This window comes from Stenotrophomonas rhizophila (genome assembly GCF_020857975.1).
In the GTDB taxonomy this organism is placed as follows: Bacteria; Pseudomonadota; Gammaproteobacteria; order Xanthomonadales; family Xanthomonadaceae; genus Stenotrophomonas; species Stenotrophomonas rhizophila_C.
This window is the reverse complement of the sequence record NZ_JACWUO010000003.1, coordinates 21,071-37,383: the sequence shown is the minus strand read 5'-3', so window position 1 is coordinate 37,383 and position 16,313 is coordinate 21,071. Positions and strand designations below refer to the sequence as shown.

The following is a 16,313-nucleotide window of genomic DNA, read 5'->3' as shown; positions in this document are numbered from 1 at the left end:
GCCATTATATCGCGGCGCGTTGCATCGGCATGAATCGCCGCCTGCCCCAACCATCGGCAGGGGGGGATCCGGCGGCCGGCTGTTAAGGTCGGCCACTGGTACCGCCATTAGGAATGCAAGATGACACGCAACGACCATCGCCGCGCCCCGCGCTGGGGCTGCCGGCTGATCGCGGCCATGGCCCTGCTCGCGGTCGCCCCGCTGGCGCTGGCCGCCGCTGCCGGCACGCCCCAGGCCCCGCAGGTGGTCGCGGCCAAGGGCGGGCAGGGCTACCAGCTGCCGTCGGCAGCGTTGCAGGCGGTGGTGGATGCCCCCCGCGCGCCAAGCCTGAGCCTGTCGCCGCGCCGCGACATCGCCGCGCTGACCCAGGCCCCGTCGTTGCCGTCGATCGCCGAGGTGGCCCAGCCGGAACTGAAGCTGGCCGGGCTGCGCATCAACCCGGCCACGCATTCGGCCAGCCGCTTCAGCTTCGCCGACAAGTTGTGGCTGATGCGCATCGACGATGGCAAGGCGCGCCAGATCAGCGGGCTGCCGCAGCCCCTGTCGATCGCCACCCTGGCCTGGTCGCCGGACCAGCAGTACCTGGCCTTCAACCAGGTGCATGCCGCCAGCGGCAGCAACGAGCTGTGGATCGTCGACGTGGCCGCAGGGTCGGCGCGCCGCCTGCTGGCCGATCTCAACACGGTGCTGGGCGACGGCTACAGCTGGTTGCCCGACAGCCGCGGCCTGCTGGTGATGCAACAGCTCAAGGGCCCGGTCCCGGTTGCCGGTGGCATCCCGGCCGGGCCGGCGATCCAGCAGACCCAGGCCGATGCCGGGGTGCGCGCGATCCGCACCTACCAGGACCTGCTCGGAAACGAGGCCGACGCACGCCTGTTCGACCATTACGCCAGCGCGCAGCCGGCCATGGTCGCGCTCAACGGCGTGACCACGCCGCTGTCCACCGGCGGTGTTTATTGGGACCTCAGTGTGTCGCCCGATGGCCGCCATCTGCTCAGCGAGCGGGTGCAGCGCCCGTATTCCTACCTGGTTCCTGCCAGCGCGTTTGCGCGCCGCATCGAAGTGCTGTCGGCCACCGACGGCAAGCTCGAGCACACCGTAGCCGAGCTGCCGCTGCAGGAAGGCCTGCCGACCGGCAACGATGCGGTGGCCACCGGCGTGCGCCGGATCGAATGGCGTGCCGATGCACCGGCAACGCTGGTCTGGGCCGAAGCCCAGGACGGTGGCGACCCTGCCCGCCAGGCCAAGGTGCGCGATGCGGTGCTGATGCAGGCCGCGCCGTTCGATACCCCGCCGGTCACCCTGGCCCAGCTGGGCAGCCGCTATGCCGGTATCCAGTGGGGACGTGGCGACCTGGCCCTGCTCAACGAATCGTGGTGGAAGAGCCGGGTAGTCAAGCAGTGGCGGATCGCCCCTGACCAGCAGGACAGGGCACCGGAACTGCTGTCCGAGCGTTCCTCGCAGGACCGCTACAACGATCCGGGCCGGCCCGGCCTGGTGCGCGACGTCAACGGCCGCACGCGCCTGCAGATCACCGCCGACGGCCGCAGCATCTTCCTGTACGGCCAGGGCGCCTCGCCGGAAGGCGACCGCCCGTTCGTGGACCGTTTGGACCTGGAGAGCAAGCAGACCACCCGCCTGTTCCATTCCACCGCGCCGGTCTATGCCGTACCGCAGGCCCTGCTCGATGCCGAAGGCACTTCGCTGCTGCTGACCCGCGAATCGCCCGACGAACCAGCCAACTTCTATGTGCAGTCGTTGGCCGACGCCAGCGCCGCACCGTTCGCGTTGACCCACTTCCAGCACCCGCTGCCGCAGCTGCGTGGCGTGAGCAAGGAACTGATCCGCTACAAGCGCAACGACGGCATCGACCTGACCGCCACGCTGATGCTGCCGCCGGGCTACAGCGCGAAGAAGGATGGCCCGCTGCCGCTGCTGATGTGGGCCTACCCGGGCGAGTTCAAGACCGCCGCCGCGGCCAGCCAGGTCACCGATTCGCCGTACCGCTTCAACGCGATCAGCGCCTGGGGGCCGCAGGCATTCCTGGCCAAGGGCTATGCGGTGCTGGTCAGCCCGTCGATGCCGATCATCGGCGAGGGCGACAAGGAACCCAACGACACCTACCTGCCGCAGCTGATCGCCAATGCCGAAGCGGCGGTGGACGAGGTGGTGCGCCGCGGTGTCACCGACCGCGACCACATCGCCATCGGCGGGCATTCCTATGGCGCCTTCATGACCGCCAACCTGCTCGCGCACACCCGCCTGTTCAAGGCCGGCATCGCCCGCAGCGGTGCCTACAACCGTACCCTGACCCCGTTCGGTTTCCAGGCCGAGGAACGCAACTACTGGCAGGCGCAGGACGTGTACCAGAAGATGTCGCCGTTCAATTACGCCGACAGGATCAAGGATCCGATCCTGTTCATCCACGGCGTGGACGACAACAACTCCGGCACCTTCCCGATCCAGAGCGAGCGCATGTTCGCCGCGGTCAAGGGCCTGGGCGGTACCGCGCGGCTGGTGATGCTGCCCAACGAATCGCATGCCTACCGCGCGCGCGAATCGATCATGACCATGCTGGCCGAAAGCGAACGTTGGCTGGAGCAGACCGTGGGCCCGGGTACGCCGATCAAGAAGAAGCGCTGAAAGCAACCGGTAGGTACCGGCCGTTGGCCGGCACTTGAAATGATCGGTACCTGCCGGCCGTTGGCCAGTGCACAGGAGAGCCGGCCGCTGGCCGGCTCCTCGCGACGCCGGGCATCATGCGACGCCGGCCAGCGGCAGGCACCTGTCAGATGTACATGGAGCCGGTCAACGCCCGGCACTACCAGATGTAACTATTTGCGCGACGCAGCATTGACCCCGTTGTGGGTTAGGCTTGGATGGATCCGGTTCCCGAGGCCAGCGCGTCGCAGATGAACGAGTACCGCAGCAGCATCGTCTTTGCCACTCCCGATATTCCCCTGCGTGACGATGTGCGCCGGCTCGGTGCGCTGGTCGGCGACCTGCTTGCCGAGCAGGTCTCCACGCAGTTCCTCGAAGACGTGGAACAGGTGCGCACGCGCGCCATCGCCCGCCGCGAAAGCGACGCCCCGTTGTCCGATCTCAATGATGCATTGACCGGCCTGGCGCCTGAGCGCGCCGAAGCGATGGTGCGTGCGTTCAGCACCTATTTCCAGGTGGTCAACATCGCCGAACGCGTGCACCGCATCCGCCGCCGCCGCGACTACCAGCGCGCCGGCACCGCCGCGCCGCAGCCGGATGGGTTGCAGGATGCGCTGGTCAAGCTCAAGGCGCAGGGCGTGACCCTGGACGAGCTGGGCCAGTGGCTGCCGCGCATCGATATCGAGCCGGTGTTCACCGCCCATCCCACCGAAGCGGTACGCCGGGCGCTGCTGGAAAAAGAGCAGTTGATGGTGGCCAGCCTGGTCGACAACCTCGACGGCCAGCGCACCCCCGGTGAAGCGGCGGCCGATGCCGCGCGCTTCCGCATGGCGTTGACTGCATCGTGGCAGACCACCGATTCCTCGCCGGTGCGGCCGAGCGTGGATGATGAGCGCGAGCACGTCGGCTTCTACCTGGTGCAGGTGCTGTACCGGGTGATTCCGGTGCTGTACGAGTCGCTGCAGCAGGCCCTGCTCGATACCTATGGCCAAAGCCTGCCGTTGCCGCGTTTGCTTCGCTTCGGCACCTGGGTGGGCGGGGACATGGACGGCAATCCGAACGTGGATGCCGGCACCATCCGCCACACCCTGGATGCGCAGCGCCGGGCGGTGCTGGGCCGCTACCAGAAAGACCTGCTGCAACTGGCCAGCCTGCTCAGCCAGTCCACCGAACGGATCGCGGTCAGCGACGCGCTGCAGGCGCGCGTGGCGCAATACCGGCAGTTGCTGCCGCAAGTGACCTCGCGCCCGCGCCACGCCGACATGCCCTACCGGTTGCTCAACGACCGCATGCGTGCGCGCGTGCAGGCCACGCTCGACGATGCCGACGGCGCCTATGCCTCGCCACAGGAACTCGAACACGACCTCGAACTGATCCTGGCCAGCCTGCACGCCAACAAGGGCGAACATGCCGGCGGCTTCGCGGTGCGCCGCCTGCTGTGGCGGGTGCGTACCTTCGGTTTCCATCTGGCGCGGCTGGACGTGCGCCAGGAATCGAGCGTGCACGGCCGCGCGCTGGCAAGCGTGCTGGACGGCCAGGACGCCTGGGACGCCGCCGATGCGGTCACCCGTGCCGCGCGCCTGGCACCGTTCGCCAGCGGCGCGCAGGCATTGCCGGCCAGCACCGAGGACGGCGGCGCGCGCCTGGATGCAGTGTTCGCCGCCTTGGCCGACGCGTGGCGCCGCCATGGTGCCGACGCGCTGGGCAGTTACATCATCTCCATGGCGCACGACCGCAGCGATGTGCTGGCGGTGCTGGCACTGGCCCGCCGTGGCGGTCTGGTCGATGCGGCCGGCGCGGTGCCGCTGGATATCGCGCCGTTGTTTGAAACCGTCGATGATCTCAAGCGCGGCACCGACACCCTGCGCGACCTGCTCGCCGACCCGGTGTACCGCGCGCATCTGCGCGCCCGCGGCGATGTGCAGATGGTGATGCTGGGCTATTCGGACAGCGGCAAGGATGGCGGTATCGCCGCCTCGCGCTGGGGCCTGCAGCGGGCCCAGGTGGAACTGCTCGAGGTGGCCGAGGAAAACGCGATCGGGCTGACCTTCTTCCATGGCCGCGGTGGCTCGATCAGTCGTGGCGGTGGCAAGACCACCCACGCGGTGGACGCCTCGCCACGCGGCAGCATCGACGGCCGCCTGCGCGTTACCGAGCAGGGCGAGGTGATCCACCGCAAGTACGGCATCCGCGCGCTGGCGCTGCGCTCGCTGGAGCAGTCCACCGGCGCGGTGCTGCGCTCCAGCCTGCGCCCGCGCGCGCCGGAGCCGCGCGAGGAGCAATGGCGGCCGGTCATGGACCTGGTGGCGCAGAAGAGCGCCGATGCCTATCGCGCCTTTGTCGGGCAGCAGGATTTCATGCAGTACTTCCGCCTTGCCACCCCGATCGACGTGATCGAACGCATGACGCTGGGTTCGCGGCCGTCGCGACGGCTGGGCGAGGATGCCGCACTGACCAACCTGCGCGCGATTCCCTGGGTGTTCGCCTGGAGCCAGGCGCGTGCGGTGATTCCCGGCTGGTATGGCGTGGGCAGTGGCCTGCAGGCCGCGATCGATGCCGGGCATACCGCCACGCTGCAGGAAATGGCGCATGACTGGCCGTTCTTCAGCACCTTCCTGGACGATATCGCGATGGTGCTGTCCAAGGGCGACATCACCATCGCCGAACAGTTCTCGCAACTGTCCGGCGCGCTGCACGCCCGGTTCTTCCCGCAGATCCAGCGCGAGCTGGAATTGACCGCCGGGCAGATCCTGGCCCTGACCGGACAGCACGAACTGCTCCAGCACGACCAGCGGCTGGCCTTGTCGATCCGCCTGCGCAACCCCTATGTGGACCCGATCAGCGTGCTGCAGGTGGACCTGTTGCGGCGCTGGCGCGAAAGCGGCGGCGAAGACGACGCGGTGCTGCGTGCGCTGGTGGCCTGCGTCAACGGCGTCGCGCAGGGCGTGCAGAACACCGGCTAGGCGGCGTTCTGCGGTAGGTCACGACCGTTGGTCGTGACTGCCGGCACCTCGCCTTCGTCACCCGCCCGGGAGTGGCTGGATTACATCGCCGTGATGGTTTTTCCTACATCACAACGCGCTATCGGCTTCCAACAACTGTGCGCCGCTGCAAAAAAAGCAGCGCATCAATGCACTAGCGTGAACCTGCCGGCATCAGGCTGCATCTCCCGTTTCCCACCATGCGTGGCGGCGGGTCTTGCACGGTGATGCGGCATGTTCAATTCGCGCTGTCCGCAGCAGCGGACCCTGCATCGGAGCCCTGCCCATGGCCGTAATTTCGCTTGTCCCATCACGCCCGCATCGCGTACCTGCAGCCTCTGCCTGGACCGCCGCCGGTCCGCCGCGCCTGCGTGGCTGGTGCCACCACCTGCTCGCCATCGTACTGCTCGCCGGCGCCCTGTCCGCAGGCGGTGCCTTTGCCCAGCCGGCGCCGGCGAACATCATCGGCTGGCAGGTCGAAGCCCCACCGGTGCGCGGTGCGACGGCGTCGCCGGCAACCGATGCGCCGGCAGAGCGGCAACTGCGGGTGATGCTGGACCGGGCCTACCCGGTGATGGCGCGGCTGACCTGGGTGGAGGTCGACGGCAAACGGCTCGGGCCTGCACGCGAAAGCGCGGACCTGCGCAGCCTCAGCGTGCCGCTGCCGGCGTCGGTGCAAGTAAGTCCTGCCAGCCAGGTACGCCTGGCCGAACCTGCCGTGCAGGCACGGCAGGCCGGTTCGGCGGGCGGATGGACGCCGCCGCCGGCACGGGTGACCGCCACCGATCCAGCCGATCGTGGCCCGTTGCAGGTCGACGCGTTCGATTACGCACTGGGCGACCAGGCCTTTGCCTTCCCGTTGGCGGGCAACCGGATCGCCCGCGGGGAAATGCGCGCGCGCGTATACCTGCCGCAGGACCTGGGTGGGCCGATGCCGGTGGTGCTGTTCCTGCATGGCCGCCACCAGACCTGCCATTCCAGCGACGGCCCCGGCCTGGCGTGGCCGTGCCCGGCCGACAGCGAGGTGGTGAACAGCTATCTGGGCTACGACGGCCCGGCGCATGCGCTGGCCACCCAGGGCTATGTGGTGGTGTCGGTATCGGTCAATGGCATCAACGCGTTCGACAACGGCGCCGAAGACTACGGCCGCTCGGCGCGCGCGGCCCTGCTGCGCCGGCACCTGGACTACCTGCAGCGTGCCAACGCCACGGCGACCGCTGAACTGGGCCAACGCCTGCGTGGGCGCCTGGATATGGAACGCATCGGGGTCATGGGGCATTCGCGCGGTGGCGAGGGCGCGGTGGCTGCGGCGGTCGATGCGGCGGCCGGGGTCGGCCCGCATCGCCTCAAGGCCGTGTTCGCGCTGGCGCCGACCAGTTTTGCCGATGATGCGCGCGTCCCGCAGGCCGCGCTGGCGGTGATGCTGCCGTACTGCGACGGTGACGTCTCCGATCTGCAGGGCCAGCGTTACGTGGATGCGTCGCGGCATGCGGGCGTCGGCAACGTCCCACAGGCCACCCTGATCGCGCATGGCGCCAACCACAATTTCTACAATGCGGTGTGGACGCCCGGGACCGGGCCGGGCGCGTCCGACGATGCGCTCTACTTCGACCGAAGCGGCCTGTGCCGCCAGGCTTCGCCGTACCGGCTGCCGGCGCCGGCGCAGTACCGTGCCGGCGCGGCCTACATCGCCGCGTTTTTCCGCCTGCACCTGGGTGACGAGCACCAGCTTGCGCCGCTGTTCGATGGTTCGGCCACACGGCCCCCGGGCGAGGCGGTGGTACAGAGCGTGGCATCGGCGCCGCCGCTGGACCGGCTGGACCTGGCCAGCTTCCAGCGCGATACGGCGGGCATCAGCCATCTGGGCTGGAATGCGCTGTACTGCGATGGTCGGGCCTACCAGCCCGGGCCAACCCAGGCCTACTGCGCCGACGAAAGCTGGGAGGGCACCGTGCCGCACTGGACCGGGCTGGGCACCGGCCAGATGCTGCGCCTGAGCTGGAGTGGTGGCCGCGGCCAGAGCCGGATCCTGTTGCCGGGCGGCGTCACCGATGTGTCCGGCTACGGCATGCTGAGCCTGCGCGCGATGCCCAGCGAGCGCCGGCACGGCCTGGCCGCGCCGGCATTGACGGTTGCGTTGGTGGACCGGCAGGGGCGGCGGGCGAAGGCGCGTATTCCCAAGGGGGGCGATGCCTTGGGGCCGCTGCCCGGCGGCAGCCCGGCACAGGTCAACTGGCTGTTGCGCAGCGTGCAGATTCCGCTGAAGGCATTCAATGGGGTGAACCTGAGCGAGATCGTGGCGGTCGAGCTGACCCCCGCCACCGGCGCGGGCGAGGTATTCCTGTCCGACCTGGCCCTGGTCGGGACCGGCAATCCCTAGGGCGCTGCGTCCTGCTGCCGGTCAGACCTGTTCGACCAGGTCGCCCGGCGAAGGTGGGCTGGAGGCCAGCAGTTCCCGTTGGCGCTGCTCCATTTCCTCGCGCAGCTGGCGCCGGATCAGCGCGGCGGCATGGCGGCGGCGCTCGTCGCTGGTCTCCAGCTGCAACGGCGGCACCGGGGTCGGCTTGCCGTCCTCGTCGACCGCCACCATGGTGAAGAAACAGCTGTTGGCGTGGCGCACGCTGCGCTTGAGGATGTCCTCGGCCACCACCTTGACCCCGATTTCCATCGAAGAGGTACCGGTGTAGTTGACCGACGCCAGGAAGGTGACCAGTTCGCCCACCGCGATCGGCTGGCGGAACACCACCTGGTCCACCGACAGGGTGACCACGTAGCGGCCGGCATAGCGGCTGGCGCAGGCATAGGCGACCTGGTCGAGCAGGCGCAGGACCGCACCGCCGTGGACCTTGCCGGAAAAATTGGCCATCTCCGGCGACATCAGCACCGTCATGGACAGCTGGTTGGATTTGAATTCGGGCATGGCGGCAGTGTAGCGCCGGTTCGGGGGTAGATCCGAACCACGGTCGGATGTGCTGGCCAGCGGTCGCGCCGCGATAGGGCTGATGCGCCGCGACAGTGCAGAGGCGCCGGGTTGAGGAACGCATCGCCATGCGCCTGGATGTATCCGCCCAAACGACGATGGGCCGCTTTCGCGGCCCGTCGTTGCTTCTTCGATCTTCTTCGATCATTGCCGGCCAGCGGCCGGCACTACCTACAAAGTGAAAGGGCCGCTTTCGCGGCCCTTTCGAGGTCTTACTTCAGCTTCGCATCCGCGCGCAGGGCGGCGGCGCGGTCGGTCTTCTCCCAGGAGAAGGCCGTGGCGTTGACCGTCTCGCCAGCACCGTTGAGGTAGCTGAAGTCCTTCGGCTTGCGGCCGAAGTGGCCGTAGGCAGCGGTCTGCTGGTACATCGGGTGGATCAGGTCCAGCATCTTGATGATGCCGTACGGGCGCAGGTCGAAATGCTTGCGGATCAGCTTTTCGATCTTGTCATCGCTGATCTTGCCGGTGCCGAAGGTGGTGACCGAAATCGAGGTCGGCTCGGCCACGCCGATGGCGTAGGAGACCTGCACTTCGCAACGGTCGGCCAGGCCGGCGGCAACCACGTTCTTGGCCACGTAGCGGGCAGCGTAGGCAGCCGAACGGTCGACCTTGGACGGGTCCTTGCCCGAGAACGCACCGCCGCCGTGACGGGCCCAGCCGCCGTAGGTGTCGACGATGATCTTGCGGCCGGTCAGGCCGCAGTCGCCGACCGGGCCGCCGATCTCGAACTTGCCGGTCGGGTTGATGTGGAACTTGGTGCCCTTGTGCAGCCACTTGGCCGGCAGCACCGGCTTGATGATCTCTTCGCGGACGGCCTCGATCAGGTCCTTCTGCTTCACGCCGGGGGCATGCTGGGTCGACAGCACCACGGCGTCGATGGCCGAGACCGCACCGTTTTCATAGCGCAGGGTGACCTGGCTCTTGGCATCGGGGCGCAGCCAGGACAGCGCCGAGTTCTTCTTCTTGCGGATCTTGGCCTGCTGCTCGACCAGACGGTGCGACAGGTGGATCGCGGCCGGCATGTAGCTGTCGGTCTCGTTGGTGGCATAGCCGAACATCAGGCCCTGGTCGCCAGCGCCCATTTCTTCGGGCTTCTTGCGGTCAACGCCCTGGGCGATGTGCGGGGACTGCTTGCCGATCAGGTTCAGCACGCCGCAGGTGGCGCCGTCGAAGCCGACGTCGGAGCTGTCGTAGCCGATGTCCAGGATCACCTTGCGGGTCACCGCTTCCAGGTCGATCCAGGCGCTGGTGGTGATCTCGCCGGCCACGATCGCCACACCGGTCTTGACCATGGTCTCGCACGCCACGCGGGCGCGCTGATCCTGGGCCAGGATCGCATCCAGCACCGCATCGGAAATCTGGTCGGCAATCTTGTCCGGATGGCCTTCGGAGACCGATTCGGAGGTGAACAGGTAGCTGGACATCAGGCGTAATATCCTTTGATTCGGATGGAAAGATGGTCGCGAATGATACACGGCAAGCCGCGTGCCTGCATTGTGCGCCAGCGCGGGTTGCCCGTGGTTAAGCCCGCGTGCCGGTCGCAGGGCCCGGTGGGACGGGATTGAGCGCCAGCGTCACCGCCCAGTGTTCCACCAGCGTGACAGTGGCCGGCGGTCCGCAGCCCGGCGCCTGTTCCCCGCCGCCCAGTGCCCGGGACCTCGGCGCAGGACCCGGGCGACCGTCATCCGGCTGTCGCCGAACCGCCATCGGCTTGTCGTGCGGCAGGCGCAGGCTTCGGCGCATCCGGCCGCCGGGCATGAGGGCACGCCATGCAGGAACTCGAGCAGCGCGACGTGCGGGGGACCACCAGGCGGTCGCTGACGGCCCTGGCGCCCCATCGACGGGCCGTCTTCCTTTCCGATGTCCACCTGGGCTCGCGCCACTGCCACGCCGCCGAACTGGCGCGGTTCCTGGCCGAGCTGCGCTGCGAGCGCCTTTACCTGGTGGGCGACATCATCGACCTGTGGTGGATGGCACACCGCCGGGCCAGCTGGCGGCCGGCCCACAGCGAGGTGATCCAGGCCCTGCACGCGCTGCAGCGTGCAGGCACCGAGATCATCTACATCCCCGGCAACCACGATGCCTCGCTGCGCAAGGTCTGCGGACTGATGCTGCCGGCCATGCAGGTGCGCCGGCGGGCGATCCACGTGACTGCCGACGGGCGCCGGCTGCTGGTGGTGCATGGCGACGACTACGATGGCATCACCCACTTCGGCGGCCTGCAGGAGAAGTTCGGCGACTGGCTGTACTACCGCATCCTTACCGGCAACCACCTGCTCAATGCCGCGCGGCGGCGGCTGGGGCAGCGCTACTGGTCCCTCTCCGAATTCCTGAAGAAGCGCAGCGGCGCGGCCGAGCGCTATATCGAACGCTTCGTCCAGGCCGGTCTCGATGATGTGCGCCGGCGCGGCCTGGACGGCATCGTCTGTGGGCATATCCACCGCGCCGCGCTGGTGGAGCGCGACGGGCTGATCTATGCCAACGACGGCGACTGGGTGGAAAGCCTGACCGTGCTGGCCGAGGACCCCGACGGCAGCTTGCGGCTGCTGGACCACACCGGGCAGACCCTGGTGGCGCTGCCCGGCAACGCGGCCCTGGCAAGGGCGGCCTGAGCGAAACGCCGTCGGCGCACGTCCCGTTTCGGCTGCTAGCATCGGCCAATGGACTCCTTTACCCAGATCGTACTCGGCGGCGCGGTTGCCGCCGCCATCGCACCGGCCGGCCACCGCCGTGCCGCCCTGTTGGCCGGTGCCGCGCTCGGCACCCTGCCGGACCTGGACGCCCTGGTACTGGCCTTCACCGCGGCCGACCCGGTGGCGCTGATGGTCGAGCACCGCAGCTACAGCCATTCCCTGCTGGTATTGCCGTGGGTCGCCGCGCTGATCTGGTGGGCCTTCAAGCGCTTCGGCCACGGCCGGGTGGCGCAGGCACCGGGCCGCTGGTTCTGGGCGATGCAGCTGGCGTTGATCACCCATCCGCTGCTGGACGCGTTCACCATCTACGGCACCCAGCTGTGGTGGCCGTTCACCCCGGCCCCGACAATGTGGTCCAGCGTCTTCATCATCGATCCGCTGTACACGGTGTGGCTGCTGGTCGCCTGCCTGGTGGCCTGGTTCGCCCGCGCGCGTCCGTTGGCGCAGCAAGCGCTGGTGGCCGGGCTGGTGCTCAGCTGCGGCTACCTGGGCTGGTCGCTGCTGGCCAAGCAGATGGTTGAACGCGAAGCCGACCGGGCACTGGCCGCGATGGGGCTGGGCGATGCGCCGCGGTTTTCGGTGACCACCCCGTTCAACACCCTGCTGTGGCAGGTGGTGGCGATGACCCCCAGCGGCTATGTGATAGGGGAGCGCTCGCTGGTGGCCGACCACGGCCCGATGCGCTTCGACGGTCATCCGTCCAATGTGCAGGCATTGCGCCAGGCCGCCGCGATCCCGGCGGTAGCGCGCCTGAACTGGTTCAACCGCGGCTTCATGCGCGCCCAGGTGGTCGACGGCCGGCTGCTGCTGAGCGACCTGCGCATGGGCCTGGAACCGGACTACACCTTTACCTTCGCAGTGGCTCGTGCCGACGGCGCGCAATGGGTGGAGATCACCCCCGAACAGCTGCGGCCGGCCTACCAGGGCACCCAGGGCAGGGCGATGGTGAAGCGCCGGTTCGCGGTGATGTGGGAACGGATATGGCAGCAGCCGGTAGCGCCCACCCAGGCACCGGCCGGTGCCGCGCCGGTGCCCGCCGCGCACTGAGCGCGCCACGGGCGGCCAGCGGCGTCATTGCGGCGGCAGCAGCGCGCGGTTGACCTTGATCGAGCGGTGCAGCAGCTGGCGTGGCACGTTGGCGATGTCAAAGCCGACGAACGCCAGCAGGAACTGCAGGCCGGAAATCAGCGCGACGGTGGAGATCATGATGGTCCCCACCGGTGTGGCCACCCCGGCCGCCGCCGACTGGGTCCAGTGGTACAGCCCGAACAGGCTGCCGAAGCCGAGCAGGCCGACGCCGGCGACCAGCTCCAGCGAAGCGATCGACAGATCGCGCAGGAAATAGTTGTAGCCGATCCGCTTGAGCGTGTTGCGCAGGTGCTTGAAGGCGAATTCGCCGGCGATGCGGCTGACCCGCAGGTGGCTGGTTTCGTCGGCGTAATGGGCATCCATGGCGACATCCTGGACCACCGCGCGCACGGTGTTGAGCCGGAACAGCATGTCGGTCTCGAAGAAATAGCGGTCGCTGATGGCGTCGAGCTTGAGGTGGCTGGCGACCCGCGCATGGATGGCGGTGTAGCCATTGGTCGGGTCGAACACCTGCCAGTAGCCCGAGGAGGCCTTGGTCATGAACGACAGCAGCAGATTGCCGGCGCGGCGCAGCGGCGGCATGCGCCGGATGTGGGCCAGGTTCCAGAAGCGGTTGCCCTTGGTGTAGTCGGCCTGGCCCTCGGCGATGGGGGCGACGAAGTCCATCAGCAGCGACGGGTCCATCTGGCCGTCGCCGTCGACCTTGACCAGGATATCCATGCCATCGGCGATGGCAGCGCGGTACCCGGTCTTGACCGCGCCGCCCACGCCCCGATTGGCCGGATGGACCAGTACGGTGATGCGCGGATCGGTGGCCGCGGTGCGGATCAGCTCGCCGCTGCCGTCGGGGCAGGCATCGTCGATGCAGTAGATCGCCGTCACCGCAGCGTCGATCGCCGCCAGCACCCCCAACACATGGCGGGTGACCCGGTAGCAGGGAATGATCACCGCGATCTTCGGCGCGGCGGTCGGGCTGGGGGTTGTGCGCATGGGCATCGTACTCAGGGCTGGGCCGGCGCGGCAGGGCACGGCGGTTGGCCATCGCCGGTGCAGGCCGTGGCCGGCTGCGCCGGCGGACCGGCCAGCATCGTCGCGGCAGGCACCTCGATCAGGTCGGCCTGGGGCAGCCGGGGCGCGTCGCCCTGGCCGACCGCGATGTGCGCATAGCGGTTGAAGGTGAAATTGAAGGCGTCCGCGTCCATCGTCGGGAAGCGCTGGCGGAAATACGGCAGCTGCGGGGCGTACAGCACGTGGTTGACCGCCGCGATGCCCACCCCGGAGAGCAGCGCACCATAGTGGCCGGGCACCACCAGCGTGCCATCGGCCGTGGTCTGCGCGCCGCGGGCCTGCAGCGATTGCAGGACCGCGGCGCGGTCCATGGCGAAGATCGGGCGCGCGGACTGCACCGGGTTGAACAGGCCATGGCCGAGCAGGTTGCCGATACAGGCCACCGCCAGCACCACGCTGGTGGCGTGCGCGGCCAGCCGCGGTCGCCTGGCGGCGATCGCCAGCAGCCCCAGGCACAGGTAGGGCAGCGCATCCATCGCACTGTGCAGGCGGCTGAAGCTGCCCTGGCCGAACGCCAGCTTGGCCAGGCTGCCGGCGACCAGCAAGGCGGCCAGCGTCAGCAGGCGCGCGCCGGTCAGGCGCACGCCAGCCTGGATCAGCGCGATGGCGCAGCCGATGTTGAGCAGCAGCCCGAAGGCGAGCAGCGCACGCGCGCCGGGCACTATCGACAAGCCGGTCAGCTTGCCGACCACCACCGGTACCGGCAGGAACACCCAGCAGGCGATCAAACCGGTGCCCACCGCAAACAGCACCACCGTGCGCACGTTCGCGCGCGCCCAACGGCGCAACTGCGCCCGGTCGACCAGGACCGCGGTGAACAATGGCAGCAGGCTGCCCAGCACCGCGATCTCGCACGCATTGGAAGGGGCGAAGGCCGGCAGCGGATTGAACCGGTAGGTCATCAGGTTGGGGAAGAGGTGCGCCAGCAGCGAGATGACGCTGACACCGCCGCCGCCGACTTCACGCTGGCCGGGGTACACGGTATTGCGCATCACCGCGATCAGTTCGTGGAAATAGCCGAAGAACACCGCCGCGGCAAGCACGCCGGCCAGTGCCGCATCGACCAGCCGCGCCACCGTCAGGGCATCGCGGCGCAGGGCCAGCACCAGCACCGCCATGGCCAGCAGCATGGCGATGATGAAGGGCGGGTAGGCCACCGCCATCAACCACACCGCCAGTGCGAAAGCGCTGGCCAGCACGCGCAGCCAGCGCCGGCGGATCTGCAGCCACGCCACCGCCGCCCACGGCGCCAGCGCGAACACGCCGGCGTTGCTGGTCCACCAGACCTGCACGAACGGCGAGAACAGCAAGGTCAGCGATACCAGCACCGCCGCCAGCGCCGGCACCCGCAACTGGCGCAGGAACAGCGCCCAGCCGAACAGGAACGCCATCGCCATGAACATGAAGAAGAACGCATAGGCGTTGGCCGGCGGCAGCACCAGGAAGGCCCAGTGGTAGGGCTTGAACAGCAGGCCCCAGTCCAGCAGCGGCAGTGCCTGGAACGAACGCAGCGTCTCGTGGTACGGGGAATGGGCGTTGACGTCGGCAAAGCCGTTGGCGACGGCGATCTGCACATACGGCGTATACACCATCCACTCATCGGAGCGGATCAGGTGCGCGGTGCCCAGCAACGGTGTCTGCGCGGGCAGGCCCAGATACTCGAAGGCCCGGGCGTAGGACGATGGGGTCAGCGCCAACGCAACATACAGAACGCACAGCGCCGTCAGCACGAACAGGCAGAGCCGCACGTGACGGCGGTCGAGCCCGCCCCACAGGCTGCCATCGGGGGTGAAGCGTGGCCAGTGGCTGGCTTCGGTCATTGCGCACGTTCTCCGGTGGTATCCATGCAGGCGCGGCGACCCGCATGCGGCGGTGTCGTGGCATGGGCATGGCGCGCCCTGCCAGCCACCAACCCGCCGCAGATTCTAGCCGGTTGCCGTGGGCGCAGTGGCGGCAGCAGCCATCCACGACACCCTGTGGCGACGTGGGCCAGGCTCAGTAGACCGTGGCGCGGGCCTGCACGAAGGAGAAGAAGAACACCGCATTGGGGTCGTTCTGCACCAGGCCGAACTCGCGGCGCATGCCGTCGACGGTGTCCTGCTCGACCAGGCCGGCCTCCAGCAGCGGCTCGGCCGCCGACAGCAGCAGCTTTTCCCAGAACGCGATCATGGTCTTGCGCCGGGCCGGCTCGCGGTTGTCCAGGTGGATGGTCTTGATCTCGGTATGCACATCGCGGAAGCCGCCGGCCAGCAGCAGGTTGCCCAGCTTGGCGCCGACGAACGGATCGCCGCCGTGGTCGTACTGGAAATCGTTGAAGGCCATCCAGTAGCGCCAGATATGCGGCGAGTAGGGATCGAGCAGGAACGAGGCGTTCATCACCTCGGTGACGTACACCGGCGAGCCGGGCAGCAGTACCCGGCGCACTTCATTGAGTACGCGCGCCGGCGAGGGCACGTGTTCTAGCACCCAGCACAGGAAGGCCGAATCGAACTGGCGTGCGTCGAACGGCAGGTCGCCGGCATCGGCCTGCAGCAGGGTGTAGCGCTGGCTGCACCATGGGGTCTTTTCCAGGTTGCCGCGCGCGGTGGCCAGCTGGGCCTCGCTCAGGTCCACGCCGGTCACGTGCAGGTCCGGGAAGCGGCGCAGCAGGATTTCGGTCTGCGCGCCGACCCCGCTGCCCACCTCGAGCAGGCGCCTGGCGCCGCTGTAGTCGATGCCGCTGAAGATGCTGGCCTCCAGCAGCCGTGCCTGGGTGACCAGGCGGTGCTGCTCGGTGTCGGAGAAGCCGTGCAGATAGGTCGGTGCGGCGATCGGGGAGGTCATGGCGGGCTCTTCAGGTAG

General features: G+C 68.6%; 10 protein-coding genes. 5 read left to right on the top strand and 5 right to left on the bottom strand.

Translation table 11 applies throughout. The annotated features are described in order from the left end of the window. Positions 1 to 120: 120 nt before the first annotated feature. The 3 genes from IC535_RS03980 to IC535_RS03970 all read left to right on the top strand — a co-directional run bounded on the left by IC535_RS03980 (position 121) and on the right by IC535_RS03970 (position 8,022). On the top strand, positions 121 to 2,643 hold the full coding sequence (locus tag IC535_RS03980; protein WP_228887467.1) for an alpha/beta hydrolase family protein: 2,523 nt from the start codon (positions 121 to 123) through the stop codon (positions 2,641 to 2,643). Positions 2,644 to 2,912: 269 nt separating this feature from the next. After that, positions 2,913 to 5,624, top strand: a complete 2,712-nt coding sequence (ppc, locus tag IC535_RS03975) for a phosphoenolpyruvate carboxylase (protein ID WP_228887494.1) — start codon at positions 2,913 to 2,915, stop codon at positions 5,622 to 5,624. Between the two features lie 304 nt (positions 5,625 to 5,928). Further along, positions 5,929 to 8,022, top strand: coding sequence for a hypothetical protein (locus IC535_RS03970; RefSeq protein WP_228887466.1), 2,094 nt, complete (start codon positions 5,929 to 5,931; stop codon positions 8,020 to 8,022). Between the two features lie 21 nt (positions 8,023 to 8,043). On the opposite strand, the gene IC535_RS03965 is transcribed toward IC535_RS03970, so the two are convergent. Together IC535_RS03965 and metK are read right to left on the bottom strand one after the other, a co-directional pair. Next, a complete protein-coding gene (locus IC535_RS03965; protein WP_228887465.1) occupies positions 8,044 to 8,562 on the bottom strand; it encodes an acyl-CoA thioesterase in 519 nt (172 codons plus the stop codon). Between the two features lie 272 nt (positions 8,563 to 8,834). Continuing rightward, positions 8,835 to 10,046, bottom strand: coding sequence for a methionine adenosyltransferase (metK, locus tag IC535_RS03960; protein WP_228887464.1), 1,212 nt, complete (start codon positions 10,044 to 10,046; stop codon positions 8,835 to 8,837). A gap of 345 nt (positions 10,047 to 10,391) precedes the next feature. On the opposite strand from metK, the gene IC535_RS03955 reads away from it, so the two are divergent. Next, a complete protein-coding gene (locus IC535_RS03955; RefSeq protein ID WP_228887463.1) occupies positions 10,392 to 11,234 on the top strand; it encodes a UDP-2,3-diacylglucosamine diphosphatase in 843 nt (280 codons plus the stop codon). Positions 11,235 to 11,282: 48 nt separating this feature from the next. Next, on the top strand, positions 11,283 to 12,362 hold the full coding sequence (locus IC535_RS03950; RefSeq protein ID WP_228887462.1) for a metal-dependent hydrolase: 1,080 nt from the start codon (positions 11,283 to 11,285) through the stop codon (positions 12,360 to 12,362). A 24-nt stretch (positions 12,363 to 12,386) separates the two neighbouring features. On the opposite strand, the gene IC535_RS03945 is transcribed toward IC535_RS03950, so the two are convergent. From IC535_RS03945 to IC535_RS03935, 3 genes are all read right to left on the bottom strand, one after another. Beyond that, positions 12,387 to 13,394 (bottom strand): glycosyltransferase family 2 protein, encoded by a 1,008-nt coding sequence (locus IC535_RS03945; RefSeq protein ID WP_228887461.1) that lies wholly within the window; start codon positions 13,392 to 13,394, stop codon positions 12,387 to 12,389. A gap of 11 nt (positions 13,395 to 13,405) precedes the next feature. Further along, positions 13,406 to 15,292: a DUF7657 domain-containing protein gene (locus IC535_RS03940; RefSeq protein WP_228887460.1), complete on the bottom strand. Its 1,887-nt coding sequence runs from the start codon at positions 15,290 to 15,292 to the stop codon at positions 13,406 to 13,408. A gap of 175 nt (positions 15,293 to 15,467) precedes the next feature. Beyond that, on the bottom strand, positions 15,468 to 16,295 hold the full coding sequence (locus tag IC535_RS03935) for a methyltransferase domain-containing protein (protein ID WP_228887459.1): 828 nt from the start codon (positions 16,293 to 16,295) through the stop codon (positions 15,468 to 15,470). Between the last annotated feature and the right edge of the window lie 18 nt (positions 16,296 to 16,313).

What these genes read in the sequence shown, in the direction of transcription:
- IC535_RS03980 (WP_228887467.1), top strand. Translation starts at nt 121, where the DNA reads ATGACACGCAACGACCATCGCCGCGCCCCGCGCTGGGGCTGCCGGCTG.
- ppc (WP_228887494.1), top strand. Translation starts at nt 2,913, where the DNA reads ATGAACGAGTACCGCAGCAGCATCGTCTTTGCCACTCCCGATATTCCC.
- IC535_RS03970 (WP_228887466.1), top strand. Translation starts at nt 5,929, where the DNA reads ATGGCCGTAATTTCGCTTGTCCCATCACGCCCGCATCGCGTACCTGCA.
- IC535_RS03965 (WP_228887465.1), bottom strand. Translation starts at nt 8,562, where the DNA reads ATGCCCGAATTCAAATCCAACCAGCTGTCCATGACGGTGCTGATGTCG.
- metK (WP_228887464.1), bottom strand. Translation starts at nt 10,046, where the DNA reads ATGTCCAGCTACCTGTTCACCTCCGAATCGGTCTCCGAAGGCCATCCG.
- IC535_RS03955 (WP_228887463.1), top strand. Translation starts at nt 10,392, where the DNA reads ATGCAGGAACTCGAGCAGCGCGACGTGCGGGGGACCACCAGGCGGTCG.
- IC535_RS03950 (WP_228887462.1), top strand. Translation starts at nt 11,283, where the DNA reads ATGGACTCCTTTACCCAGATCGTACTCGGCGGCGCGGTTGCCGCCGCC.
- IC535_RS03945 (WP_228887461.1), bottom strand. Translation starts at nt 13,394, where the DNA reads ATGCGCACAACCCCCAGCCCGACCGCCGCGCCGAAGATCGCGGTGATC.
- IC535_RS03940 (WP_228887460.1), bottom strand. Translation starts at nt 15,292, where the DNA reads ATGACCGAAGCCAGCCACTGGCCACGCTTCACCCCCGATGGCAGCCTG.
- IC535_RS03935 (WP_228887459.1), bottom strand. Translation starts at nt 16,295, where the DNA reads ATGACCTCCCCGATCGCCGCACCGACCTATCTGCACGGCTTCTCCGAC.